This window comes from Variovorax palleresanus (genome assembly GCF_051144945.1).
In the GTDB taxonomy this organism is placed as follows: domain Bacteria; phylum Pseudomonadota; class Gammaproteobacteria; order Burkholderiales; family Burkholderiaceae_C; genus Variovorax; species Variovorax paradoxus_S.
In genome coordinates, this window is record NZ_JBJNVP010000002.1 from 3,861,250 (window position 1) to 3,886,626 (window position 25,377).

23 protein-coding genes are annotated in these 25,377 nt (G+C 66.2%); 9 read left to right on the plus strand and 14 right to left on the minus strand.

Annotated elements, in window-relative coordinates; genetic code table 11:
- The first annotated feature begins 87 nt into the window (after positions 1-87).
- Together ACJ7Z0_RS21955 and ACJ7Z0_RS21960 are read left to right on the plus strand one after the other, a co-directional pair.
- A complete protein-coding gene (locus tag ACJ7Z0_RS21955) occupies positions 88-576 on the plus strand; it encodes a tripartite tricarboxylate transporter TctB family protein (protein ID WP_434791525.1) in 489 nt (162 codons plus the stop codon).
- A 12-nt stretch (positions 577-588) separates the two neighbouring features.
- Positions 589-2,103, plus strand: coding sequence for a tripartite tricarboxylate transporter permease (locus ACJ7Z0_RS21960; protein WP_434791526.1), 1,515 nt, complete (start codon positions 589-591; stop codon positions 2,101-2,103).
- A gap of 51 nt (positions 2,104-2,154) precedes the next feature.
- On the opposite strand, the gene ACJ7Z0_RS21965 is transcribed toward ACJ7Z0_RS21960, so the two are convergent.
- Positions 2,155-3,081, minus strand: a complete 927-nt coding sequence (locus ACJ7Z0_RS21965) for a LysR family transcriptional regulator (RefSeq protein ID WP_434791527.1) — start codon at positions 3,079-3,081, stop codon at positions 2,155-2,157.
- A gap of 95 nt (positions 3,082-3,176) precedes the next feature.
- Here ACJ7Z0_RS21965 and ACJ7Z0_RS21970 point away from each other — a divergent pair, with 95 nt between their 5' ends.
- Genes ACJ7Z0_RS21970 through ACJ7Z0_RS21985 form a run of 4 tightly spaced genes read left to right on the plus strand, consistent with a single transcriptional unit; the run spans position 3,177 to position 7,584 of the window.
- On the plus strand, positions 3,177-4,151 hold the full coding sequence (locus ACJ7Z0_RS21970; RefSeq protein ID WP_431124039.1) for a Bug family tripartite tricarboxylate transporter substrate binding protein: 975 nt from the start codon (positions 3,177-3,179) through the stop codon (positions 4,149-4,151).
- Positions 4,152-4,164: 13 nt separating this feature from the next.
- Entirely contained in the window at positions 4,165-5,778 is a 1,614-nt protein-coding gene (locus ACJ7Z0_RS21975; protein WP_434791528.1) for a gamma-glutamyltransferase family protein, read from the plus strand.
- 24 nt (positions 5,779-5,802) lie between these two features.
- Positions 5,803-6,753, plus strand: a complete 951-nt coding sequence (locus ACJ7Z0_RS21980) for a DMT family transporter (RefSeq protein WP_434791529.1) — start codon at positions 5,803-5,805, stop codon at positions 6,751-6,753.
- Positions 6,754-6,780: 27 nt separating this feature from the next.
- The gene (locus tag ACJ7Z0_RS21985; protein ID WP_434791530.1) at positions 6,781-7,584 is read left to right on the plus strand and encodes an SDR family oxidoreductase; all 804 of its coding nucleotides are present in this window, start codon (positions 6,781-6,783) and stop codon (positions 7,582-7,584) included.
- A 25-nt stretch (positions 7,585-7,609) separates the two neighbouring features.
- Here the strand turns inward: ACJ7Z0_RS21985 and ACJ7Z0_RS21990 are convergent, their stop codons facing one another.
- Positions 7,610-8,518: a DMT family transporter gene (locus ACJ7Z0_RS21990; protein WP_434791531.1), complete on the minus strand. Its 909-nt coding sequence runs from the start codon at positions 8,516-8,518 to the stop codon at positions 7,610-7,612.
- Between the two features lie 103 nt (positions 8,519-8,621).
- Here ACJ7Z0_RS21990 and ACJ7Z0_RS21995 point away from each other — a divergent pair, with 103 nt between their 5' ends.
- Positions 8,622-9,605, plus strand: coding sequence for a quinone oxidoreductase family protein (locus tag ACJ7Z0_RS21995; protein WP_434791532.1), 984 nt, complete (start codon positions 8,622-8,624; stop codon positions 9,603-9,605).
- Positions 9,606-9,731: 126 nt separating this feature from the next.
- On the plus strand, positions 9,732-10,112 hold the full coding sequence (locus ACJ7Z0_RS22000; protein ID WP_431124025.1) for a response regulator: 381 nt from the start codon (positions 9,732-9,734) through the stop codon (positions 10,110-10,112).
- A gap of 6 nt (positions 10,113-10,118) precedes the next feature.
- Here ACJ7Z0_RS22000 and ACJ7Z0_RS22005 read toward each other — a convergent pair whose 3' ends face one another.
- The 10 genes from ACJ7Z0_RS22005 to ACJ7Z0_RS22050 form a co-directional block, all read right to left on the minus strand.
- Entirely contained in the window at positions 10,119-11,780 is a 1,662-nt protein-coding gene (locus tag ACJ7Z0_RS22005; RefSeq protein WP_431124022.1) for a Na/Pi cotransporter family protein, read from the minus strand.
- A 64-nt stretch (positions 11,781-11,844) separates the two neighbouring features.
- Positions 11,845-12,705, minus strand: a complete 861-nt coding sequence (locus tag ACJ7Z0_RS22010; RefSeq protein ID WP_434791533.1) for a phosphodiesterase — start codon at positions 12,703-12,705, stop codon at positions 11,845-11,847.
- Positions 12,702-13,763 (minus strand): ABC transporter ATP-binding protein, encoded by a 1,062-nt coding sequence (locus tag ACJ7Z0_RS22015; protein ID WP_434791534.1) that lies wholly within the window; start codon positions 13,761-13,763, stop codon positions 12,702-12,704. The genes ACJ7Z0_RS22010 and ACJ7Z0_RS22015 overlap by 4 nt, the downstream gene beginning before the upstream one ends.
- Positions 13,753-14,553, minus strand: coding sequence for an ABC transporter permease (locus ACJ7Z0_RS22020; RefSeq protein ID WP_434791535.1), 801 nt, complete (start codon positions 14,551-14,553; stop codon positions 13,753-13,755). The genes ACJ7Z0_RS22015 and ACJ7Z0_RS22020 overlap by 11 nt, the downstream gene beginning before the upstream one ends.
- A gap of 12 nt (positions 14,554-14,565) precedes the next feature.
- Positions 14,566-15,387: an ABC transporter permease gene (locus ACJ7Z0_RS22025; RefSeq protein WP_434791536.1), complete on the minus strand. Its 822-nt coding sequence runs from the start codon at positions 15,385-15,387 to the stop codon at positions 14,566-14,568.
- Between the two features lie 297 nt (positions 15,388-15,684).
- Entirely contained in the window at positions 15,685-16,698 is a 1,014-nt protein-coding gene (locus ACJ7Z0_RS22030) for an ABC transporter substrate-binding protein (RefSeq protein WP_434791537.1), read from the minus strand.
- Between the two features lie 42 nt (positions 16,699-16,740).
- Positions 16,741-17,751, minus strand: coding sequence for a LacI family DNA-binding transcriptional regulator (locus ACJ7Z0_RS22035; RefSeq protein WP_434791538.1), 1,011 nt, complete (start codon positions 17,749-17,751; stop codon positions 16,741-16,743).
- 155 nt (positions 17,752-17,906) lie between these two features.
- Complete coding sequence (gene lspA / locus ACJ7Z0_RS22040) at positions 17,907-18,419, minus strand: signal peptidase II (RefSeq protein WP_093020126.1); 513 nt, start codon at positions 18,417-18,419, stop codon at positions 17,907-17,909.
- Positions 18,419-21,268 carry an isoleucine--tRNA ligase gene (gene ileS, locus ACJ7Z0_RS22045; RefSeq protein WP_434791539.1) on the minus strand — a complete coding sequence of 950 codons (2,850 nt, stop codon included), beginning with the start codon at positions 21,266-21,268 and terminating at the stop codon, positions 18,419-18,421. Before ileS ends, lspA begins: the two co-directional genes overlap by 1 nt.
- A gap of 121 nt (positions 21,269-21,389) precedes the next feature.
- Positions 21,390-22,427: a bifunctional riboflavin kinase/FAD synthetase gene (locus ACJ7Z0_RS22050; protein ID WP_431124007.1), complete on the minus strand. Its 1,038-nt coding sequence runs from the start codon at positions 22,425-22,427 to the stop codon at positions 21,390-21,392.
- A 166-nt stretch (positions 22,428-22,593) separates the two neighbouring features.
- On the opposite strand from ACJ7Z0_RS22050, the gene ACJ7Z0_RS22055 reads away from it, so the two are divergent.
- Positions 22,594-23,154, plus strand: a complete 561-nt coding sequence (locus ACJ7Z0_RS22055; RefSeq protein WP_055804374.1) for an HNH endonuclease — start codon at positions 22,594-22,596, stop codon at positions 23,152-23,154.
- 8 nt (positions 23,155-23,162) lie between these two features.
- On the opposite strand, the gene ACJ7Z0_RS22060 is transcribed toward ACJ7Z0_RS22055, so the two are convergent.
- Positions 23,163-23,951, minus strand: a complete 789-nt coding sequence (locus tag ACJ7Z0_RS22060) for an enoyl-CoA hydratase (RefSeq protein WP_434791540.1) — start codon at positions 23,949-23,951, stop codon at positions 23,163-23,165.
- A gap of 11 nt (positions 23,952-23,962) precedes the next feature.
- Positions 23,963-25,315 carry an alpha/beta fold hydrolase gene (locus tag ACJ7Z0_RS22065; RefSeq protein ID WP_434791541.1) on the minus strand — a complete coding sequence of 451 codons (1,353 nt, stop codon included), beginning with the start codon at positions 25,313-25,315 and terminating at the stop codon, positions 23,963-23,965.
- Positions 25,316-25,377: the final 62 nt, after the last annotated feature.

The following is a 25,377-nucleotide window of genomic DNA, read 5'->3' on the forward strand; positions in this document are numbered from 1 at the left end:
TAGCCCTTCGGTTAGTGGAATCCACATCGGGCTGACCACCGGCTGACTCGACAATCTCGCATCGAAATTTGTTCGAGGAGACTGTTCGTGAAAATCAAGAGTCAGAAAGACTTTTTCTCGGGCCTGATGTTTACGGTCGTAGGAACGGCGTTCGCATGGGGCGCCACCACCTACAGCGTAGGCACCGGCGCCCGCATGGGACCGGGTTACTTCCCGTTGATGCTGGGCATCCTGATGGCCGTCATTGGCCTGGGGATCATGTTCAGTGGCCTGACGGTTGAAACCGCCGACGGCGAAAAGATCGGCAAGTGGGCCTGGAAGCAGGTGGTGTTCATCCTGGGCGCCAACCTCGCATTCGGCATCTTGCTGGGCGGCCTGCCGAGCATCGGCGTGCCGGCCATGGGAATGATCATCGCGATCTACGCGCTTGTGATCATCTCGAGCCTCGCGGGCCACGAGTTCAAGCTGCCAAGCGTGCTGGTCCTGGCCACGGCGCTGGCCATCGGCAGCTATGTGGCCTTCATCTGGGCGCTCAAGCTGCAGATCCAGGTCTGGCCGACCTTCATCACCGGTTGAGAAAGCGCGCAAATGGAATTGTTTGAACACCTCTCGATGGGTTTTGGCGTTGCCTTTACCTTCACCAACCTGCTGTACTGCCTGGCCGGCTGTATTTTGGGCACGCTGATCGGCGTGCTGCCGGGCATCGGCCCGGTCGCGACCATCGCGATGCTGCTGCCCGCCACGTACGCGCTGCCGCCCGTGTCGGCGCTGATCATGCTGGCCGGCATCTACTACGGCGCGCAGTACGGCGGCTCGACCACCGCGATCCTGGTCAACCTGCCGGGCGAATCGTCCTCGGTGGTGACCGTGATCGACGGCTACCAGATGGCGCGCAAGGGCCGCGCAGGCCCCGCGCTCGCCGCTGCCGGCCTGGGCTCGTTCTTTGCGGGCTGCGTGGGCACGCTGATCCTGGCGGCCTTTGCACCGCCGCTGACCGAGCTGGCCTTCAAGTTCGGCCCGGCCGAGTATTTCTCGCTGATGATCCTGGGCCTGATCGGCGCCGTGGTGCTGGCCTCGGGCTCGCTGCTCAAGGCCATCGGAATGATCGTGCTGGGTCTCCTGATGGGCCTGGTCGGCACCGACGTGAACTCCGGCGTGGCGCGCTACAGCTTCGACATTCCCGAACTGACCGACGGCATCGGCTTCGTGGCCATTGCCATGGGTGTGTTCGGCTACGGCGAAATCATTGCCAACCTCTCGCGCCCCGATGACGAGCGCGAAGTGTTCACTGCCAAGGTCTCGGGCCTGTTCCCGACCAAGGAAGACTTCAAGCGCATGCTTCCCGCGGTGTTGCGCGGCACGGCGCTGGGCTCTGCGCTCGGCATCCTGCCTGGTGGCGGTGCGCTGCTGGCAGCTTTTGCGGCCTACACCATCGAGAAGAAGACCAAGCTGCAGCCGGGCGAAGTGCCCTTCGGCAAGGGCAACATCCGCGGCGTGGCGGCTCCCGAGTCGGCCAACAACGCCGGCGCGCAAACCTCCTTCATCCCGCTGCTGACGCTGGGTATTCCGCCCAACGCCGTGATGGCGCTGATGGTGGGCGCCATGACGATCCACAACATCCAGCCGGGCCCGCAGGTGATGACCAGCAACCCTGAGCTGTTCTGGGGCCTCATTGCCTCGATGTGGCTCGGCAATGCGATGCTGATCGTCTTGAACCTGCCGCTCATCGGCATGTGGATCAAGCTGCTGTCGGTGCCCTACAAGTACCTGTTCCCGGCCATCGTGCTTTTCTGCGCCATTGGCGTGTACTCGACCAACAACAACACCTTCGACATCTGGATGGTGGGCATCTTCGGCCTGGTGGGCTACACCTTCTTCAAGCTGGGTTGCGAGCCTGCGCCGCTGCTGCTGGGCTTCATCCTCGGGCCGATGATGGAAGAGAACCTGCGCCGTTCGCTGCTGCTGTCGCGCGGCGACTGGAGCGTGTTCGTCACGCGCCCGATCTCCGCCAGCCTGCTGGCCGCCGCGGCGCTGCTCTTGGTGATCGTGCTGCTGCCGGCCGTCAAATCGAAGCGTGAAGAAGCCTTCGTCGAAGTCGACTGAGCCTCGCGCACCCTAGCGAAAAAACGGCGTCTTCGGGCGCCGTTTCTTTTTTCAGGGCTTGGCAGCGCGTGGCGGGCTCATGTGCTGTCTTGCCATCGCGAGGAAGGCCATCGCCGCCGGGCTGAGGGGATGCTTGGCCAGGCGGATCGCGACCACCGGGTACTCGAGGACAGGGCGTGTCACGGCCACGGCGCGCAGGTTGCCCGGCATCAACACCTCGACGTAGCGCGGCAGCAGCGCCACGCCCGCGCCCGCCTGGATGAGCCCGAACGCCGTCGACAGCATCGACACGTGGTGCACCACGCGCGGATAGACGTTGGCCACGCTCGAGAGCTGGCGGCTGACGGCGCGCCACACATTGGCATCGGGATTGACGTGGATGAAGGGCAGCGCCTCCAGGTGTTTGGCGTCGACCACCACGCGCTGCGCCAGCGGATGGTCGTCGCGCACGAACAGGGCCATGCGTTCCGAGAAAAGCGGCTCGGTCGCCAGCTCCGAGTGCTTCTGCCCGATGTCGGAGCCAAAGCCCAGGTCGGCCTCCTGCGAGAGGATGCGCGAGATCATCTGCTCCGCCGTGCTGTCGAGCAGCGTGGTGGCGAGCGTGGGATGCTTGCGGGAAAAGCGGCCGAGCATCGGCGGCAGCAGGGCGCCCGCCGTGAGGTGGCCCACCGCCAGCACCACCCGCCCTTCGCGCAACTGCGATTGCGAGCGGCAGGCGTCCACGGATTCATCGATGAGCCGCAGTGCACGCACGGCCGTCTCGACCATCACCTGGCCCGCGCTCGTCAAGCGGATGCGGCGGCCCCGCACCACCAGCGGCTGCCCGAGCTCTTCTTCCATGCGCTTGACCAGGTGGCTGATGGCGGGCTGGGTCAGCTGCAGGGTTTCCGCCGCGAGCGTGAAGCTGCCCGATTCGGCAACGGCCGCCAGCGCCCGCAGTTGCTGCAGCGAGATTTCTTCCGAGGCGTTTCTTGTCATAAACAGCGCTCATAGTTGAATAAGCAGAATTATCTGGCTTGATGTCCGGCCGCTGCATAGCATGCAAGCTTTCCACCGGGGCCAGAATTCAGACCATGAAACGAATCCAGTTCCTTCAAGGGGTTGCCGTTGCGCTCTGCATGGCCGCATCGACGGCCAGCCTGGCCCAGGGCTACCCGAACAAGCCGGTGCGGCTCATCGTGCCGTTCCCGGCGGCCGGCGCCACGGATCTTTTTGCGCGCACCCTCGGGCAGAAGATGAGCGAAAAGCTGGGCGCCACGCTGATCGTCGACAACAAGCCGGGCGCCGGCGGTGCCATCGGCTCCGACATGGCCGCCAAGGCGCCACCCGACGGCTACACGCTGCTGCTGGCCACCACCAGCACGCATTCGATCGGCCCCTCCATCACCAGCAAGCTGCCCTACGACACGGTGCGCGACTTCTCGCCCATCGCGCACGTGGGCGATGCGCCGAGCATCATGCTGGTGCCGGTCGACTCGCCCGCCAAGACGGTGCGCGAATGGATCGCCTACGCACAGAAGAACCCCGGCAAGCTCAACTACGCGTCGAGCGGCAACGGCACCATCGTGCAACTCACCGCCGAGCTCTTCAAGGCGCAGGCCGGCGTGTTCGTGACGCACATTCCTTACAAGGGCACCGCGCTCGCCATTCCCGACTTGATCAGCGGCAAGGTCGACGTGCTCTTCGACTCGCTGCCCACCGGCATGCCGCACGTGCGTGACGGCCGGCTCCGCGCACTCGGCGTCACCACGCTGAAGCGCAGCCCGCTCGCACCCGAACTGCCTCCGATCGCAGACACGCTGCCCGGGTTCGAGTCGAACACCTGGTTCGGCTTCTATGGCCCGAAGGGATTGCCGGCGGACATCGTGGCGCGCGTCAACAAGGCCGCCAACGAGGCGCTGGCCGATCCCGAAGTGAGAGAAAAGCTTTCGCGCCTGGGCATCGAACCCGCGGCTGCCGGAACGCCCGAGCAGTTCGCGAAGATGGTGGCCGCGGACGCCGCCAAGTGGAAAAAAATCATCGTCGAGCGCAAGATCAGCAACGAATAGCAAGCACTTTCCAATGAACTTCGACTTCAGCAATCCCTACCTTTCCACCCGCATTCCAATCTTTGCGCGCAACGTGGTGTCCACCTCGCACCCGCTCGCCTCGCAGGCCGGACTGCGCATGCTGCAGCAAGGCGGCAATGCCGTCGATGCGGCCATTGCCACGGCGGCCGTCATGACCCTGGTCGAGCCCGTGAGCAACGGCCTTGGCAGCGATGCCTTCTGCATCCTGTGGGATGGCAAGGAGCTGCATGGCCTGAACGCCTCGGGTCCCGCACCCAAGGCCTGGACGCCGGAATACTTCAGGGCCAAGTACGGTGCCGACGCCGCCACGCCGCCCATGCGCGGCATCGATTCGGTGACCGTGCCAGGCGCGGTGCGCGGCTGGGTTGCACTGAGCGATCGCTTCGGCAAGCTGCCTTTCGCCGACCTGCTGGCGCCGGCCATCGACATCGCCGAGCGCGGCTACCTGGTGCCGCCGGTGGTGCAGGGCAAGTGGGCCGCAGCCACGTCGCTGCTGCAGTCGCAGCCCGGCTTTGCGCAGACCTTCCTGCCCTGGGGCCGCGCGCCCGAGGTCGGCGAGCTGTTCCGCTTCACCGCGGCGGCGCGTGCGCTCAAGGCCATTGCCCGCACCAAGGGCGAGGCTTACTACACCGGCGAGATCGCCGAGGCGCTTGCAAAGTTCTCGACCGAGCAGGGTGGCTCGCTCACGGTGGCAGACCTCTCGGCCTACCAGCCCGAATGGGTCAAGCCGATCTCGCGCGACTACCGCGGCCACACGCTGCACGAGATTCCGCCCAACGGGCAGGGCATTGCGGCGCTGATCGCGCTCGGCATTCTCGAGAAATTCGACATCGCGTCGCTGCCGGTCGACTCGGTCGCTTCACAGCATCTGCAGATCGAGGCGATGAAGCTCGCCTTTGCCGACGTGTACCGCTATGTCTCGGAGCCATCGTCGATGACGGTGACCCCGGCGCAAATGCTCGATGACTCCTACCTCGCATCGCGTGCGAAACTCATCGACGTGAAAAAGGCGCAGGACTTCAAGGCCGGCAACCCCGTGAAGGGCGGCACCATCTACCTCACGGCCGCGGACGAGAGCGGCATGATGGTGAGCTTCATCCAGAGCAACTACATGGGTTTCGGCTCGGGCTGCGTGGAACCCGAATTCGGCATCAGCCTGCAGAACCGCGGCCACGGCTTCAGCCTCAAGGCCGAGAGCCCGAACGTCGTGGCACCGGGCAAGCGGCCGTTCCACACCATCATCCCGGCCTTCCTCACCAAGGACGGACAGCCGGTGATGAGCTTCGGCGTGATGGGCGGCAACATGCAGCCGCAGGGCCACATGCAGACGCTGGTGCGCATGCTCGACTACAAGCAGAACCCGCAGGCTGCCTGCGACGCACCGCGCTGGCGCTTCAACGCGGGGCTCGAGATCAACGTCGAGGCCGCGATGAACCCGAACACCGTGCAGGGCCTGCGCGAGCTCGGCCACCACCTCGATGTGATCGACGACTCCTACCAGGACTTCGGCGCCGGCCAGTTCATCTGGCGCGCGGGCGATCCGTCGGTGGAAGGCTACGTCGCCGCCAGCGATCCGCGCCGCGATGGCGTGGCTGCAGGCTTTTGAAGGCCGCGCAATGATGATCGAGGGATGAACAAGTCCGCCGCACAGACCGGCTTTCCCTCTTCAGCAAGCGGCGCAAAAAAGAGCATTGGGGCCGGCCTCGTCCTTGCCTCGCTGGGTGCGGTCGCTTTCAGCGGCAAGGCCATCATCGTCAAGCTGGCCTACCGCTATGGCGTGGATGCGATCACGCTGATCATGCTGCGGATGCTGTTCGCGCTGCCGCTGTTCGCGCTCATGGCGTGGTGGGCCGGCCGCGGCAAGCCTGCACTCACCTTCCGCGACTGGCTCGGGGTGGTCGGGCTCGGCTTCTCGGGCTACTACCTCGCGAGCTTTCTCGACTTCGCGGGACTCGCCTACATCTCGGCGAGCTTCGAGCGGCTGATCCTCTATCTCAACCCCACGCTGGTGCTTCTGTTCGGCTGGCTCCTGTACCGGCGCCGCGCCACGCGGCCGCAGGTGCTGGGCATGATCGTGAGCTATGCCGGCGTGCTGCTGGTGTTCGGGCACGAGCTCTGGATCGGCAGCGGCGGCAAGGGCGGCGGGGCGGCGGCCTGGGGCGCTTTCCTGGTGTTCCTGAGCGCGGTGAGCTATGCGGGCTACCTCGTCTACAGCGGAGAGTTCGTCAAGCGCCTGGGGTCGCTGCGGCTCGTGGGGCTGGCCACCACCGTGGCCTGCGTGCTGTGCATCCTGCAGTTCGTGCTCACGCGGCCGATGAGCGTGGCCATGCAGGTGGCGCCCGAGGTGATCTGGCTCTCGGTGCTCAACGCCACGCTGTGCACGGCGGTGCCTGTCCTGATGGTCATGATGGCCATCGAGCGCATCGGCCCCGCCATGGCCGCGCAAACCGGCATGATCGGGCCCTTGTCGACCATCCTCATGGGCGTGGTCATACTCGGCGAGCCGTTCACCGCGTGGATCGCGGCCGGCACGGTGCTCGTGATTGCGGGCATCTTCGTTTTCACACGCACGGGGCGCTAGCGCCCCTGCAGATCAGGAGCAACAAAAATGGATCTGGGCATTGCAGGCAAGACCGCGCTGGTGTGCGGCGCGAGCAAGGGTCTCGGCTACGGCTGCGCCGAAGCGCTGGTGCGCGAAGGCGTGAACGTGGTCATCGTGGCACGCGGCGCCGAGGCGCTGGAAGCGGCAGCGAAGAAGCTGGCCGTGGCGACCGTCGCGGCCGCCGGTTCGCCAACGCCTTTCGTCAAGCACGTGGCCGCCGACATCACCACCGAAGCCGGCCGTGCAGCGGTGTTCGCGCTGGGCCATGACTTCGACATCGTCGTCACCAACGCCGGCGGTCCGCCACCCGGCGATTTTCGCAACTGGGACCGCGAGGCCTGGATCAAGGCTGTCGATGCCAACATGCTCACGCCCATCGAGCTTATCAAGGCCACGGTCGACGGCATGGCCAAGCGCGGCTTCGGGCGCATCGTCAACATCACGTCGAGCTCGGTGAAATCGCCGATCGACATCCTCGGCCTGTCGAACGGTGCGCGCAGCGGCCTCACCGGCTTCGTGGCCGGCGTGGCGCGCACGCCCATCGCGGCGCAGGGTGTGACCATCAACAACCTGCTGCCCGGTTCCTTTGACACCGACCGCCTCAAGGGCACGATGGCCGGCGCGGCCCAGAAGACCGGCCAGGATTTCGACACCGTGTGGGAAGCCCGCAAGAAGAACATTCCCGCCAGGCGCTTCGGCACGCCGGCCGAGTTCGGCGCCATCTGCGCTTTTCTCTGCAGCATGCAGGCCGGCTACATGACGGGTCAGAACATACTGGCCGACGGCGGCGCCTACCCGGGCACGTACTGAGCTCGCCCACAGGGGAGCTGGTGAATCAGCGCCGCGACGACACCACGATCCCGCCCACGATCAGCGCGAATGCCGCGCCGTGGTACCAGTGCGGCGGCTCGCCCAGGAAGGCCGCGGACAAGAGCGCGGCGAACAGCGGCGTGAGGTTCATGAAGAAGCTCGCCGCCTGCGGCCCCGCATGCTGCACGCCGCTGCCCCAGCAGCGATAGGCGAGCACCGCGGGGCCGATGCCGATGAAGGCCAGCGCCGCGAACAGCGGCCAGCCGGGCACGATGCGGGCGTCGGTCAGCGTCCATTCCCCGGCCGCGAACACGCCCGACCACGCGAGGCCGAACACCAGCTGCGCCATCAGGAACGCGGCCCAGTCCTGCCGCACGGCCTGCGGCTCGCGCGTGCGCGCCAGTATCCAACTGTAGAAGGCCCAGGCGATGGTGCCCAGGATCATGTAGAGATCGCCCGGCACCAGCCGCAGCCCGAGCAGCTGCCGCCATTCGCCGCGGCTCAGCACCAGCAGCACGCCCAGCATCGAAAGCAGCGAGCCGCCGATCTCGCGCGCGCTGATGCGGGCACCGAAGAAGATGGCGCCCGTCGCCAGCATCCACAGCGGCAGGCTGGAGCCCACCAGCGTGACGTTGATCGGGCTGGAGGTCTGCAGCGCCAGGTATTGAAACGCGTTGTAGCAGCCGATGCCGAGCAGCCCCAGCACGGCGTAGCGCTTCCAGTGCGCCCACAAGGGGCTGGTCGGCCGCACCACCGGCCATGCGAGCGGCAGCAGCAGCGCGAAGGCGATGACCCAGCGCACGAAGTTCAGCGTGAGCGGCGACACCAGGTCGCGCACCAGCCGGCCGACCACGGCATTGCCGGCCCACAGCAGCGGCGGCACGGTGAGCAGGAGGATGGTGGAAGGCGTGAGGCGCTGCTGCTGTGTCTGCATGGCCGCCGACTCTACCGGGCATTGCCCTCTGCCGCCGCGGCAAGGCCAAACGTGGCAGGATGCGCTTCTTCTTTTTTCCGCGTGCCTGGAGACTGCAAAAATGATGAGCAAAGCCGTCCGTATCGACCGCCACGGCGGTCCCGAAGAACTGAAGATCGTCGACGTGGAGGTCGGCGAACCCGGCCCTGGTGAAATACGCATCCGCCACAAGGCCGTGGGCCTGAATTTCATCGACACCTACCAGCGCAGCGGGCTCTATCCGTTCCAGATGCCGCTGCAGCTGGGCATGGAAGCCTCGGGCGTGGTCGAGGCCGTGGGCGAAGGCGTGGCGCACCTCAAGGCCGGCGACCGCGCCGCCTACGCGAGCCAGCCGCCCGGCGCCTACAGCGAGCTGCGCGTGATGCCGGCCAAGAACGTGTGCAAGCTGCCCGACGCCATCTCGTTCGAGACCGGCGCAGCCATGATGCTCAAGGGCCTGACCACGCAATATCTGCTGAAGAAGACGCTGCCGGTGGAGGGCCTGCAGCCCGGCGACTTCATCCTCTTTCATGCGGCGGCCGGCGGCGTCGGGCTGATCGCCTGCCAGTGGGCCAAGGCATTGGGCCTGCAGCTGATCGGCACCGCGGGCAGCGACGCCAAGTGCAAGCTCGCGCTCGACCACGGCGCGGCGCATGCCATCAACTACAGCACCGAGAACTTCGCGGCCCGCGTGAAGGAGATCACCGGCGGCAAGGGCGTCAAGGTGGCCTACGACTCGGTGGGCAAGGACACCTGGGAAGGCTCCATCGAGTGCCTGCGCCCGTTCGGCCTTCTGGCGGTGTTCGGCAACGGCTCGGGCCCCGTGCCGCCGATCAGCCTCGGCACGCTGGCCTCCAAGGGCTCCCTCTACGTGACGCGGCCCACGTTGTTCACGCACATCGCAACGCGCGAAAGCACCCAGGCCATGGCCGACGACCTGTTTGCCGTGGTGCAGAGCGGCGCGGTGAAGATACCGATCGACCAGCGCTATGCATTGGCCGACGTACAGCAGGCGCATCGCGACCTGGAAGCGCGCAAGACCACCGGCTGCACCATCCTCACGCTCTGAAGCCGTGCACGGCTGGCGCGCCGATGGCGGCGGGCCAGCCTTGTCCTACCCTCGGTGGGGTGTCATGCCTTCGTCTTGCCAAGAGTGCACTTTGTAGCCTTCAACAAAGTTGGGAAGGCCAGCGCCATGGACACCGTCAGAACCTTCATCGTCGAGGACAACCCGGCCATCCGCGAAGCCCTGGCCGGCACGTTGCGCGAAGTGGCCCGGGTCGATCCGGTGGGTCAGGCTGAGACGGAACTCGAAGGCATACGCTGGCTCACCAGCAATCTGTCGCAGTGGGATCTGGCCGTCGTCGACCTGTTCCTGAAGGACGGCACGGGCTTCAGCGTGCTCGAAGCCTGCCGCAACCGCGAGCCCACGCAGAAGATGGTGGTGCTCAGCAACCACCTGACGCCGGAGACGCGCCGCAAATGCACGCAGCTGGGCGCCGATGGGGTGTTCGACAAGGCCACCGAGATCGATGACCTGGTCGACTTCTGCCTGCGCCGCCGGCAGGAATCTTGAAGCCGGTCAGCCTTCTATTTTTCCCAGCCGCGATTCGCGCAGCCGGCTTGGGGCCAGTGCACCCGCCGTCTCCAGGATAGGGTAGGCGATGGAGCAGATGTGCGAGTTGATCCGCTTCAGGTCGCTGATCAGGTCGATGTGCAGCGAGCTGGTTTCGATGCTCAGCGTGGTGCGGTCGGAGAGCCGGTCCAGGTGGGTGGTGGCATAGGCCCGTTCGAGGTCGCGAAAGCGGGCTTTTTCTTGCAGCAGCTTTTGCGCATCGCGCACATTGCCGTTGAGAAAGACGCTCATGCTCAGCCGCAGGTTGGCCACCAGCCGCCCATGCAGTTCGACGATTTCCGCCATGCCCGCTTCGGAGAAGTTGCGCTGCGGCTTGATCTTCTTGTCCTCGATGTCGATGATCACGCGCTCGATGATGTCGCCGATCTGCTCCATGTTGATGGTGAAGCTGATGATGTCGGTCCAGCGCCGGCTTTCTTCCTCGCCCAGTGCCTCGCGCGAGATGCGCGTCATGTAGTACTTGATGGCCGAGTAGAGCTCGTCCACCGTGTCGTCGAGCTGCCGCAGTTCCTGCGCCAGGCGCAGGTCGTTGTGGCGGATCACGTCGAGCATGCCGATGAGCATGGTCTCCACCACGTCGGCCTGGTGCAGCGCCTCGCGCGCGGCATTCGAAATGGCGAGCGAAGGCGTCGAGAGCGCCGACGGATCGAGGTGGTGCGGCCGCATGGAAGTGGCAGGCTGCTGCGGCACCGGCAGCATCTTCGTGACCAGCGTGGCCACCCATTGCGTGAGGCCGATGAAGCCCACGCTGATGACCACGTTGAACGCCAGGTGGAACAGCACCACGCCGTGGGTTGCATTTGGCACGTGCGGCTGCACGTAGCGCAGCCAGAGCCCGACGAATGGCGTGACGATGGCAACGCCCAGCGCCTTGAAAAGCAGGTTGCCCATCGTGACCTGCCGCACCGACACGGCCGACTTGGCCGTGGTCAGCACCGCCAGCAGGCCGCTGCCAAGGTTGGCGCCGAGCACGAGCCCGAGCGCGACGTCCAGCGGCACCACGTTGGAACTGGCCATGGCCGCCACCAGCAGCACCACGGCCAGGCTCGAGTACGCCATGATGGCCAGCGCGGCGCCGATGGTGATTTCGAGCAGCACGTCGCTGGTGAGCGAGGCCAGCAACGCACGCATGGCCGGCGCGGAGAACAGGGGTTCGGTGGCTTCCACCACCAGCTGCAGCGCCAGCAGCATCAGGCCCAGGCCGATGAGCACCCGGCCCACCCGGCCCGCCATGCTGGCCGAGCGCGAAATGAACAGCACCACGCCCACGAAGATGAACATCGGCGAAAGCCAGGACAGGTCGGCCGAGAACAGCACCGCGATGAGGGCTGTGCCCACATCGGCCCCCCGCATCACCGCCAGTGCCGCCGGCAGCGTGACCAGCCCCTGCCCCACGAAGGAGGAAGTCATCAGAGAGGTGGCGGTGCTCGACTGCACCAGGGCCGTGACGCCGATGCCCGAAAGCGCGGCCGTGAAGCGGTTGCGCATGCTCTGCACCAGGATCTTGCGCAGGTTGGCGCCGAACACGCGCAGCACGCCCGTGCGCACGAGGTGCGTGCCCCACACCAGCAATGCAACGGCGGCCAGCAGGTTCAGGAGATGCTTCATGGGGGGCGGGTTCTATCCTTTTCGTTTCGGTTCGTTTTCGACCCCATTTTCCACATCTGTGGGCTCAGTCGATCAGTGCGCCGTTGTCATGGAACGGAAAAGGGCCCTCGAACGTGCCGGAAGCCGCCAAATGGGTCACAAGCCTTCGGTTCCGTGCGGACCAGGCGTGGACCCGGAAGCCGGGCGGCTCCAGTGTCCAGGCCGAGGGCGCGTTGGCCGAAAGGTCCAGGCAGACCTGGTGCGCCGGCGCGGGCGAGGTCGATGCGATGGTGCCGCCAAAGCGCACGTCGATGGCACGGTGCAGGTGGCCGCAGATCACGCGCTCGACGTTGCCATGTCGCGCAACCAGCGCTTCCAGAGCCTCGGCGCCCTGCAGCAGGCCGATCTCGTCCATGTGGCCGATCAGCGTCTGGAAAGGCGGGTGGTGCATGGCGATGACGACGGGCTCGCCGCGGCTGGCGTCGAGCTGTTGTTCCAGCCAGGCCAGGCGCTCGTCGCACAGGGCGCCGTGGCTCTCGCCCGGGACGCAGGTGTCCAGCGTGAGCAGGCGCAGCGCGCCCACGCGCACCGAATACTGGATGAAGCCGGCCGTGCCCACGCCCGGCGTCAGATAGGCGTGGCCGGGAAAGCTGCGGCGCAACTGGTCACGGTCGTCATGGTTGCCGGGCATCAGGTAGACCGGCATCGCGAGCGGCGCCAGCAGGCGCGCCAGGTGCTCGTATTCGGCGGCGCGGCCGAAGTCGCTCAGGTCGCCGGTGATCACGACGGCGTCGGGCCGCTGCGGCAGCCGCAGCACCGACTGCACCGCGCGCTCCAGGTAGGGCGCGGTGTCGATGCGGCCGTAGGCCAGGCGTCCCGGCTCGCGGATGTGCAGGTCGGTGAGCTGCACGAGGAAAGTGCTGTTGTCTTCTGCCGTTGTCGTCATACGCTGGTCTCCTGCGACGTCATCAGGCGGTCGGGCTGGATGCGAAGCCCGACCGGATCGCCCGGGCCGAACGGCGTGTCGCGGCCTACATCGGCCGTCAGCAAGGGCTGGTCCTGCAGGCGCAGTTGCAATTGCACGCGGTCGCCGAGGAAGGTGCGGCGTTCGACCGTGGCCGCACCCCAGTCGGGCCGCGGCGCGCTCACTTCGACGTCTTCGGGTCGGACCAGAAGCATCGCATGGCTCTGCCAGGCGGGTGGGCAAGGCAGGGTGCTTCCGCCGAGTCGGACAATGCCTTGCGCAATGGCGTCGGCCTCGCGTTCCAGCCGGTTGACCCGGCCCAGGAACTCCGCCACGAAGGGATGCGCCGGCGCGCGGTACAGATCCTCGCCGCGGCCGATCTGCACGATGCGCCCGGCACTCATCACCGCCAGCCGGTCGGCAATGGCCAGTGCCTCCTGCTGGTCGTGCGTGACGTGGATGGCCGTGATGTGCAACCGGCGCAGTAGCTCGGCCAGTTCATCTCGCAGCGACTCCTTGAGCTTGGCGTCGAGCGCGGCCAAGGGCTCGTCCAGCAGCAGCACGCGCGGACGCACGGCCACGGCGCGCGCCAGCGCCACGCGCTGCCGCTGGCCGCCCGAAAGCTCGGCGGGGCGTTTGTTCTCCAGGCCGTCGAGCCGCGTCAGGTCGACCAGTTCGCCGACCGCGCGCCTTTCTTCTTCCGGCGCCACGCCGCGGATGCGCAGGCCATAGCCGATGTTGGCCGCCACCGTCATCTGCGGAAAGAGCGCGTAGCTCTGGAACACCATGCCCACGCCGCGGTGCTCCACCGGCCGGTCGGTGACGTCCTGGCCGCCGAACAAGATGCGGCTGCCTTCGTCGGGTGCCTCGAGCCCCGCGATCAGCCGCAGCAGCGTCGTCTTGCCGCAGCCCGAGGGGCCGAGCAGGGCGAGCACCTCGCCGGCCTCCACGTGCAGGTCGGTCGGCAACAGGCCGCGCGTGCCGTCGGCATAGGTCTTGGCGCAGCGCGAGATGTCGATGGGAATGCGTTCAAGTTCCATGGCGTTTCTGCATCAGGTTGGCAAGATATTGCAGGCCCCACAGCATCGGGAGAATGACTGCGAAGAAAACCAGCGTGTAGGCCGATCCGATCTCGATGCGCATCGACGCATAGCTGTCGGCCAGCCCCACGGGCAGGGTGCGCGTGAGCGGCGTGTGCAGCATCCAGGTGAGGTTGAACTCGCCCACCGAAAGCGTGAACACCATCAGGCTGCCGGCCACGATGGCCGGGAACACGGCGGGCACCAGGATGCCCATGAAGCGCTGGCGGAAGTTCGCGCCGAGCGAGCGGGCCGCTTCCTCCAGCGCGAGCAGGTCGTCACGCTGGAAGGCCGAACTCACCGTGCGCACCATGAACGGCAGCGTGAACACCATGTGGCCCACGAGAATGAAGGCGAAGCTCTGGCGGAAGGCGGTGAGCTGGCCGTAGGCGAGGATGAGCGCCAGCGCGGTCGCGAGGCCCGGCACCGCGACCGGCAGCGTCAGCAGCTCCTCGAAGATGTGCGCGGCCCGCGAGCGGCTGCGCGCCAGCGCGTAGGCGCAGGGCACGCCCAGCAGCACGGTGCCGACCACGCAGGCCAGCGCGAGTGCAAGCGACCAGCCGACGGTGCCGCCGTAGTTCTCCCACACCTCGCCGAGCCAGCGCAGCGTGAGCCCGCTCTTCAGGCCCGCGCTGTAGTTGTTGACCAGGCCTGCCATCACCGACAGCAGCATCGGCGCGATCATGAAGAGGCTCACCAGCACGGTCACGGCGAGGAGGAAGGGTGCCTTGGGTTGCATGTTCTTTCGCATGAAGCGTTTCCTTCAGCGCGCCACCGGATTGGCGCCGAAGCGCCGCGCCGCGAACAGCACCAGCCAGGTCACGAGGCCCAGCGCGATCGACAGCGACGCGGCGAGCGCGAAGTTGGCGTAGTTGGTGAACTCGTTGTAGATGGTGATCGGAATCACCTCGAACTTGCTGGCCAGTGTGAACGCGGTGCCGAAGGCGCCCATCGAGGTGGCGAACAGGATCGCGCCGCAGGCGAGCGTGGTGGGCGCGAGCTCTGGCATCCACACGTCGCGCGCCACCCGCAGGCGCGAGGCGCCGAGCGAGCGCGCTGCCTCTTCGAGCTGCACGTTCATCGCCTCGGCCGCTGCCGCATAGGTGGCGATGGCGCGCGGCAGCGAAAAGTACAGGTAGGCCAGGAACAGCCCGAGCAGGCCGTAGGCAAAGGTGATGCGCTCGCCGAACAGGCTGTCGCCGATGTCGGCCACCAGCCCTTGCCGACCGCCGAGCAGGATCACGAAGAAGCCGATGATCACGCCCGGAAAGGACAGTGGCAGCGTGAGCAGCGACAGCAGCATGCGCTTGCCCGTGAAGGCATGGCGCGCGAGATAGATGCCCACGGCCGCGCCGAGCACCAGCGTTGCGAGCGTTACGCCCACCGACAGCGCCACGGTGTTGGCCATGCTCTGCAGGTAGCGCGCGTCGGTGAGCACTGCAAAGTAAGTGGCCCACCCTTTGGTTGCAGGTAATGTGAGCAGGCGCACCACTGGCAGCAGCCAGAAGGCCGCGAAGAACACGGCTGCGGGCGCTGAGCAAGCGAGCAGGCGCCAGCGTGGGTTCCAGGCGTTGTCGGGTTTCATTTCAGCTGTGCTTGTGTTTGGAGTGCTGCTGTTCAGGGCGCGTGTGAAGGCCACCGGGTACTCCCCTCCGCGAATGTCCCCCGCCTTCGGCTCCTCCTTTATTTCGCTGCGGGGAGCCCCCGGCGCCCTGTGCACGCCGGGCGCGGCTGTCGTGCTGGCCGATCAACCAGTGCCCTGAACAACGATCCCGCTGGCGGGGTGCCTTGCGCAGCGAAATAAAGGAGGAGCCCGAAGGGCGGGGGACATTCGCGGAGAAAGGTACGCCGTCGGCGGGAGCGCGCCCTGAACACAACAAGATCAGCGCACTTCCTTCAGATACCGATCAGAGAACGACCGTTGCGCCTCAGCCATGCGCGCGTAGTCGACGCTCTTTGCGCGGGCATATTCGGTAGCAGGCAGGAACTGCGCTTCTACGTCCTTCGGCATTGCACCGGCGCGTACCGGCCGCAGGTACGCCTTGGCCCAGATCGCCTGGCCTTCGTCGGACAGCACGAAGTCGAGCACCTTCTTGCCTTCGGCTGCGTGCGGCGCCTTGGCGACGAGGCTCATCACGTAGGGCACGGCCAGCGTGCCTTCGCTCGGGATGACGAAGGCGACATTGGCCTTGTCCTTGTACTTGGCGCGGTAGGCGTTGAAGTCGTAGTCGAGCAGGATCGCGATCTCGCCCGACAGCACGCGCGCGTAGGAGGTCTGCTTGGGCACGATGGGCTCGTTCTTCTGCAGTGCCTTGAAGTAGTCGATGGCCGGGCCGAAGTTGTCGAGCGTGCCGCCGCGCGCCTCGTTCACGGCCACCGCGCCGACATAGCCGACAAAGGCCGAGGCGGGGTCGAGATAGCCGATGAGGCCCTTGTATTCGGGCTTGAGCAGGTCGGCCCACGACTTCGGAATCGGCTTGCCCTTGAGCGCATCCACGTTGACCATGAAGCCGAGCGTGCCGGAGTGGATGGTGAACCAGTTGCCGGCAGGGTCCTTCAGGCCATCGGGAATGTCTTTCCAGGCGGCCGGCTTGTAGGGCTCGACCACGCCTTCTTTCTGCGCCTGCACCGCGAAGGTCACGCCCAGGTAGGTGACGTCGGCCACGGGGCTGCCTTTTTCGGCCACGAGTTGCGCGAGCGACTGGCCCGAGTTCTTGTTGTCGGCCGGCACGGTGATGCCGGTCTTGGCCTTGATGGCCTTGAGCTGCGTGCCCCAGTCGGCCCATTCGGTGGGGCAGTTGTAGCAGATGGCGGTCTGGGCCATGACGCTGCCTGCGGCAACGAGCGTGGCGGCGAGCAAGCCCAGGCGGGCCATGCGGGAGATGCGGAGGGACATGAAGAACTCCTTGGATGGATGTGAGAGGCGGAAGCGGGGTGATCAGTCGGTGGCGATGTCGCACGCGGATGCGCACGATTCGCCGTCGCGGAAGAAGTGAGGCAGCAGCAGACTCGCATCGGCCTGCAGCGCGGTACCGCCGGCCATGGCCTGGATCAGCAACTCGACGCTGTGGCGGCCGATGTCGCTGTTGGGCTGCGCGATGGTGGTGAGTGCCGGCGTGAGGTCTTCGCCGAGCGCAATGCCGTCGAAGCCGACCACGCTGAGATCGTGGGGCACCGAGAGGCCGCTCAGGTGCGCGGCCCTGATGCTGCGGATGGCGAGCAGGTCGTTCGAGCAGATCAGCGCGGTGGGACGGGTCTTGGCCTGCAGCAAGTGCGCGAGCATGTCCACTGCGCTTTCGACAAAAGGTACTTCGATGAGCGGCGGCGCATCGAGCCCGGCATCGGCCATGCCTTTTTGATAACCCCGGTAGCGCTGTTGCGCGCGGTCGGACGCGGCCAGCGTGCCGCTGACCATCGCAATCCGGCGATGCCCCAGAAGCACAAGGCGTGCGACGGCATCCGCTACGGCAGCTTCGCCGTCGACGGTCACGCAGGGATGGTCGGGATGCCGGTTGTAGGCCAGCACATAAGGCGTGTCGGTGGTGCGAAGCCGTGCGAGGGCCGCCGAAGTGGAGGGGTTGGAGACCACGAGGATCAGCCCGTCGACATTGCCGGCAAGCAGCAGGTGGACTGCACGCTCTTCTTCGTCGAGCTGGTAGCCCGTGGTCACAGGAATGATCGCGTAGCCGCCTGCGATGGCGGCACGTGCGATGCCTTGCAGGCACTCGGCAAAGGTCGGATTCAGAAGCGTGGGAAGCACGACACCCAATGCACGGCTGCGCTGGGTGCGCAAAGTGCGCGCGCTGGCATTCGGCACATAGTGAAGCTCGCGTGCGACGCGTTCCACCAACTCCCTTGTAGCGGGCGTGACCTTGTCGGGGAAATTGAAGGCCCGCGACACGGTGGCCACGGAGACCCCAGCCTTGGCTGCGACGGATTGAATGCTCATCGTGCGGTGTTATGTAATCGATTACATTTCACCGCGGCAGTATGACCCCGCTATGACAGGCAAGAAAGCCGGGAAAAACCCTCGCGTGGGGTTTGCTCCCTCTCCCTCTGGGAGAGGGTTGGGGTGAGGGCAGGCGGCCTCTAACGAATGACCAACTACTTCCCCCGCCGAACCCGCCGGATCTCGTCCAGGATCAGGCAGATGGCACCCAGCGTGATTGCACTGTCGGCCGCATTGAACGCCGGGAAGTACCAGTTGCCGGCGTGGAAGCTCAGGAAGTCCACGACATAGCCGTGCATCATCCGGTCGATCACGTTGCCGATCGCGCCGCCCAGGATGCAGGCCATCGAGAACGAAAACAGCTTCTGCCCCGCGTGCGACTTCAGCATCCAGACGATGAACACCGCAGCCGCCACGCCAATGGCCGTGAAGAACCAGCGCTGCCATCCCGAATGGTCGGCCAGGAACGAGAACGCGGCGCCCGTGTTGTGCGCGCGAACCACGTTGAAGAAGCTCGTCACATAGGTCGCGTCGCCGAGCTTGTAATAGCCCAAGATCAGCGTCTTGGTGAACTGGTCGATGATCAGGATGATCGCCGCCAGCCCGAGCCATGGCCAGATGCTGCCGCTGCGGGAACGCGATGCCGACATGGTGCGTGCGGCCGCCATCAGGCAAAGCTCCGCGATTCGCCGGCGCCGAACAGGTTGCTCGTGCAACGGCCGCAGATCGTCGGATGCGCCGGGTCGTGGCCCACGTCGTCGCGGTAGTGCCAGCAGCGATCGCACTTCTGCGCCGTGCTCGGCGTCACCACGGTAGACAGGGTTTCGCTCGCCGCCAGTTCAATGGCGGAAGCGATGAAGACGAACTTCAGGTCGTCGCCGAGCGTGCCCAGCAGCGCAAGGTCGTCCGCCGGTGCGCTGAGTTGCAGGTTGGCCTGCAGCGACGAGCCGACCTTGCCTTCGGCGCGCACCGCCTCGATGTCCTTGTTCACCACGTCGCGGATCTCGCGCAGGCGGCTCCACTTGGCGAGCAGGGCTTCGTCGGGCGCCGCGAATTCGCTGTACGTCTGCGCGAAGATCGACTCGCCCGGCTTGCCCGTGCTCACGAACTTCCACGCCTCTTCGGCCGTGAAGCTCAGGAACGGTGCCATCCAGCGCAGCATCGCTTGCGAGATGTGCCAGAGCGCCGTCTGCGCACTGCGGCGAGCGAGCGAGCCCGGCGCCGTGGTGTAGAGCCGGTCCTTCAGGATGTCGAGATAGAACCCGCCCAGGTCTTCAGAGCAGTAGATCTGCAGCTTGGCCACCACCGGGTGGAACTCGTACACCTTGTAGTGCGCGAGGATCTCGGCCTGGAACTGCGCCGCGCGCGCAAGCGCATAGCGGTCGATCTCGAACAGCTCGCCCAGCGGCACCGCATCCTTCGCGATGTCGAAATCGCTGGTGTTCGCAAGCAGGAAGCGCAGCGTGTTGCGGATGCGGCGGTACGAGTCGACCACGCGCGCCAGGATCTTGTCGTCGCCCGCGATGTCGCCCGAGTAGTCGCTCGCAGCCACCCAGAGGCGGATGATTTCGGCGCCCAGCTTGCTGCTGATTTCCTGCGGGTCGATGCCGTTCTTGAGCGACTTGCTCATCTTGATGCCCTTGGCATCCACCGTGAAGCCGTGCGTGAGCAGGCCGCGGTACGGCGCGCGGTCTTCCAGCGCACAGGCGATCAGGAGCGACGAGTGGAACCAGCCGCGATGCTGGTCGTGGCCTTCGAGATACAGGTCGGCTTCAGGCCCCGTCTCGTGGTGCACGTTGGGGTGCGTGCCGCGCAGCACGTGATGGAAGGTCGAGCCCGAGTCGAACCACACCTCGAGGATGTCGGTGCTCTTGGTGTAGTGCGGCGCGTCTTCGGCACCCAGGATTTCTTCTACCGTGACACGGCTCCAGGCCTCGATGCCACCCTTCTCGACGATGTCGGCGGCCTGGTCGAGGATTTCCATCGTGCGCGGATGCAGCTCGCCCGAGTCCTTGTGCAGGAAGAACGGGATCGGCACGCCCCAGCTGCGCTGGCGGCTGATGCACCAGTCGGGCCGGTTGGCAATCATGTCGTGCAGCCGCGCCTTGCCGTTCTCCGGATAGAAGCTCGTTTGCTCGATGGCTTCGAGCGCGGTCTGGCGCAGCGACTTGGGCGCCTTGTCCTTGGTGAACACGCCCTCGCCTTCGTCCATGCGGACGAACCACTGCGCCGCAGCACGGTAGATCACCGGCGTCTTGTGGCGCCAGCAGTGCGGGTAGCTGTGGGTGATGGTCTCGGTGGTGAGCAGGCGGTTGGCGTCGCGCAGCGCCGAGATGATGACCGGCACCGCCTTCCAGATGTTCTGCCCGCCGAAGAGCGGAAAGTCGGGCGCGTAGCTGCCGTTGCCCTGCACCGGATTCAGGATGTCGTCGTAGGCGACGCCGTGGGCGATGCAGGAGTTGAAGTCGTCCACGCCGTAGGCAGGCGAGGAGTGGACCAGGCCCGTGCCGTCGGTGGCGGTGGCGTAGTCGGCCAGGTACACCGGCGACAGGCGCTTGTAGCCAGCATCCACGTCGTACAACGGATGCTCGAACTCCAGGCCGCCGAGTTTCTCGCCCTTGACCGTGGCCAGCACCTTGCCGTCGAGCGCATAGCGCGTCATGCACATCTCGACCAGCGAATTGGCGAGGATCAGGAGGCCGCGCTCGGTGTCGACCAGCGAATACTCGATCTCCGGGTTCAGGTTGATCGCCTGGTTGGCCGGGATGGTCCACGCGGTGGTGGTCCAGATCACGGCAAAGATGTCGCCGAGGATCGTGTGGTCGGTCTCGAAGGCCTTGAGCACCTTCTCGCGCTCGTGCGCCTTGAAGGCCACGTCCAGGGTCTGGCTCTTCTTGTCGGCGTATTCGATTTCGAACTCGGCCAGCGACGAACCGCAATCGAAGCACCAGTACACCGGCTTCAGGCCGCGGTACACGAAGCCGCGCTCGATCACGCGCTTGAACGCGCGCAGTTCGCCGGCTTCGTTCGCAAAATCCATCGTCTTGTAGGGATGGTCCCATTCGCCCAGCACGCCCAGGCGCTGGAAGTCGAGCATCTGCTGCGCGATCTGCTCCGTGGCGTAAGCGCGGCTCTTGGCCTGCATCTCGTCGCGGCTCAGGTTGCGGCCGTACTGCTTTTCGATGGCGTTCTCGATCGGCAGGCCATGGCAGTCCCAGCCGGGCACGTAGAGGGCGTCGTAGCCTTCGAGCTGGCGCGCCTTGGTGATCATGTCCTTCAGGATCTTGTTCACCGCGTGGCCCATGTGGATCTGGCCGTTGGCGTACGGCGGGCCGTCGTGCAGGATGAACTTGGGGGCGCCGTGGCGGGCGTCGCGCAGGCGGTGGTAGCGGCCTTCGTCGTTCCATTCCTTCACCCAGCCCGGTTCGCGCTTGGGCAGGTCGCCGCGCATCGGGAAGGGGGTGTCGGGCAGGTTCAGCGTGGAACGGTAGTCGGTGGGGGAAGCGGCGTCAGACATGTTGGGGTGCGAAACAGAGGGGCTTCGACAGGCTCAGCCCGAACTGCATTGAGCGGTCGGTGCGGAAGAAAAGCCGTTCGCCCTGAGCTTGTCGAAGGGCGGCAGCACGGTGCGTGCAGGGCTAAATTCGGTCGCGCGTCGTCTGGCGATGGGTTTCGGCGTGGGTCGATGCAAAGAACGCGCGCGCGTCGCGCCCATCCTTCGCGATGCCCGCAGTGAGGGCCTCGAGGCTGGTGTAGCGCAATTCGTCGTGCAGTTTGTGCAGGAGTTCCACGCGGACGATTTTACCGTAGGCCCCTTCGGCTCCCAGATGCGAGGGCCACTCCAGGCAATGCGTCTCCAGCAACACCCGTCCCGCGTTGACGTCGTTGGCGTCCAGCGAGGGGCGCACGCCGAGGTTGGCCACGCCGGGCAGCGGCTGGTCGGCCAGGCCGTGCACCAGCACCGCGAAGATGCCGCTGGCGGCCGGCTTCCAGTGCTTGAAGCGCATGTTGAGGGTGCGAAACCCGTCATCCCTGCCCGGGGCCGAGGCGCCCAGCGCGCGGCCGAGCTTGCGGCCATGGACCACGTGGCCCGAGATCGTGTACGGCCGGCCGAGCAGATGCTGGGCGTCGGCCATGCGGCCCTCGGCCAGCGCATCGCGCACGGCCGAGCTGGAAACGCGCAAGCCATGCACCTCGTAGCTGTTCATGCGCGCCACGTCGAAGCCATGCGTATCGCCGGCTGCGTCGAGCATGGCGTAGTCGCCGGCCCGCTTGGCGCCAAAACGAAAGTCGTCGCCCACCAGCACGTAGCGCGCGCCCAGGCCGTCGATCAGCACGTTCTGGATGAATTGCTCGGGCGACTGGGAGGCCAGCCGGCCGTCGAAGGGCAGCACGATGGTCTGCGCCACGCCGCAGGCCGCGAGCTCGGTCAGCTTGTCGCGCAGCGTGCCGATGCGCGCCGGCGCCAGGTCGGGTTTCTTGGTGGCGGCGGCGAAATAGTCGCGCGGGTGGGGCTCGAAGGTAAGCACGCAACTGGGCAGCCCGCGGTGGCGCGCCTCGGTCTGCAACAGCGCCAGCATGGCCTGGTGGCCACGGTGCACGCCGTCGAAATTGCCAATGGTGAGGGCGCAGGCCGGAGCCACGCCCGGGTGCCGGAAGCCACGGAAAACCTGCATGGGTGGATATCTTTTTGATAGCGCCTCGCGCCCGTCAATTGGGCGAATCAGGCCGTTTTGTCACAAAGCCGGTATATTGTGACTCAGTGCGTTGCCTGAAGTGGTCTCCGGCGCGCTCCGTGTCCCTGGTCTTTCCGTGATTCTTCCCTTTTTGAGGAGGCGTGTGGTGAAGGTCTTGAAGCTGTCGGCCCAAGGGCTGCCCCAGTCATGGATATCGCTCGAACAGGCGGTCATCCACTATGCAGCGGACGAAGTCCGCTGGGAGGTGGGCGCGCAGGTGGCTGTGTTCCGTGGCGGCCACAACGCCATCACGGGCGAGCAATCGCAGATTGCGATCAACAGCATCATCGGCACCAAGGGCGTGCCGCGCATCAATCCTTTCACGCAACGCCCGGGGCTCACCAACAGCAAGCTCTTTGCGCGCGACCGCAACGTCTGCGCCTACTGCGGCGGGCATTTCCACGAAGACGAGCTCACGCGCGAGCACATCATTCCGTTCGCCCAGAAGGGCATCGACACCTGGATGAACGTGGTCACGGCCTGCAAGCCTTGCAACCACCGCAAGAGCAGCCGCACGCCCGAGCAGGCGAACATGCCGCTCCTGTATGCGCCCTATGTGCCCAGCCTCTGGGAAGATTTCATTTTGCGAAACCGCCGCATCCTGGCGGACCAGATGGAATTCTTGATGGCGCACCTGCCGCAGAGCTCGCGGCTGCACGACAGTTAGCAGCTCGCTCAGCGCTTCCAGTCCGGCGAGCGCTTCTCGATGAAGGCCTGGATGCCTTCGAGCGCGCTCTCGTCCATCATGTTGCAGGCCATGGTCTGGCTGGCGTCGGCCAGCGCGGCTTCGATGCCGGTTTCGAGCTGGCGGTAGAAGAGGGCCTTGCCCAGCGCAAGCGGCTGGCGCGGCTTGGCGACGATGCTGGCGACCAGCGCTTCGACTGCGGCATCGAGTTCGGCCGGCGCGGCAACCCGGTTGACTAGGCCCTTCTGCTTGGCCTCCTGCGCATCGATGAACTCACCCGTCACAAGCATCTCGAAAGCCTGCTTGCGCCCGAGGTTGCGCGACAGCGTGACGCTCGGCGTGGCGCAGAACAGCCCCACGTTCACGCCGCTGACCGCAAAGCGTGCTTCGCTCGAGGCCACCGCCAGGTCGCACACCGCGACCAGCTGGCAGCCCGCGGCCGTCGCGATGCCGTGCACGCGCGCAATCACGGGCACGGCAAGGCGCTGGATCGACAGCATCATGGCGCCGCAGCGTTCGAAGAGCCGCTGATAGTAGCCGAGCGAGGGCTCCGCGCGCATTTCCTTCAGGTCGTGGCCCGCGCAGAAGGCCTTGCCTGCTGCCGCGATGACGACCGCACGCACGCTCTCGTCCGCCGCGATGTCTGCAATGGCTTGCTCGAGCGCGCCGAGCATGCCCTCCGAGAGTGCGTTGAACGAGGCCGGGCGGTTCAGCGTCAGCGTAACCACGCCGCGCGCATCGCGCGCTTTCAGCACGAAGGGGGAGGCCGCATCGTTCATGTCCGCAGCCCTCAGTAGGTCAACTCGAGCACCGTCACGTGCTGTTGCGCGGCGGGCCAGGTCAGGCCGGTGATGCGCTCGCTGTTGAACTCACCGGTCACCGCGCGCTGGGGCTCCGCGGCGGCAATGCGCAACCTGGAACTCGACACGCCGGAACCCTTGGGCGGCACGCCCGCTGGCGGGCTCTGGCCGTCGAGACGCATGGTGTCGCGCTGCGCGTCGAAATAGCCGCGAGGGCGCGTGAAGACGACGACCGCCTGGGCATTGGCATCGGCGGGCGTGAGGCGCTCGGGGCGCAGGTTCACCCAACCGCTGCTGCGTGGAAATGCGCTGCGGTAGATGTGGGTGATGCCATAGCCCGGCGCGCTAAGAACGAACTCGTAGGACGTGTCCCCGCGCGCGCTGAAAGGGCCCCATCGGCCGTCGGCGCCGATGTTCCTGCTGTGCACGGCGTTGCCGCGACGTGCACCCGTGGCGGGGTCGACGGCATAGACGGTGACCTGGCCGCCATTCAGCGACAGGTTTTCCGCACCGATCGCGCGGCCGTCGAGCACGACGTTCGCGTCGGCCGCAATCGCCGTGCTGCGTGGCGGCTCGCCCGTGAGGAATTGCCATGTCGCCGCGAAGGCGGCCGGGGAGAACGAGGTCTCGCGGTGATCGACGCGCGGCAGCACGACATTGGTTGCGCCTTTGAGCGCAGGCCCGTCGAAGCCGATGTTCGTCGGCTGGCCCGGCACGCCGATCCACAGTCCGTCGGGCTGCGCGTACTTGTCGTTGTTGTCGGAGCGCAGCGTGAGCCATCTCACGCCCGGCGTGACCTCCTCGCCGTTCGGCCCCTTCGGCGCATTGAGCTGCTGCATGAAGCCAGAGAGCCCCGAGAACTCGTTGTTCTCGCGAAAGCCCTTCACGACCCAGATGCCGTGCGCCGGATTGCCGCCTAGCACCACGTGGCTCACCGCATCCGCGCCGCCGCCGTTCTGCACGTAGTTGCGGATCGTGTTGCCGCCGCGCGAGTTGCCGATCAGCACCACCTTGCTGGCGCCCGTGGCCTTCAGCACCTTGTCGACCTCGGCCTTCAGGAAGACGGCCGAGTCGGTCGTCGAACTGCGGCCCGGCTGCGCCACGGCGTCGTCGTCGCGCGCCAACGGATAGGGCTGGTCGACCGCAAAGAGCCGGTTGCGCGGCCAGCCGTTCGATTCGAAACGCCAGATCGTGGTCTGCCAGAGCGCGGCCGAGTCGCCGTTGCCATGCATGAAAACGATCGGCGGGCGCTCGCTGTAAGAGGGCGAGGGCGCGGTGGCGCAGGCCGTCAGCATGGCGGTCGATGCGAGCCCGAGGGCAAGAAGGGTGCGGCGTGATGGCATGTTTTTGTTCCTGGCTGAAGGTCCAAGTAAAAACGCCCGCCGGCGCAAAGCGGGCGGGCGTT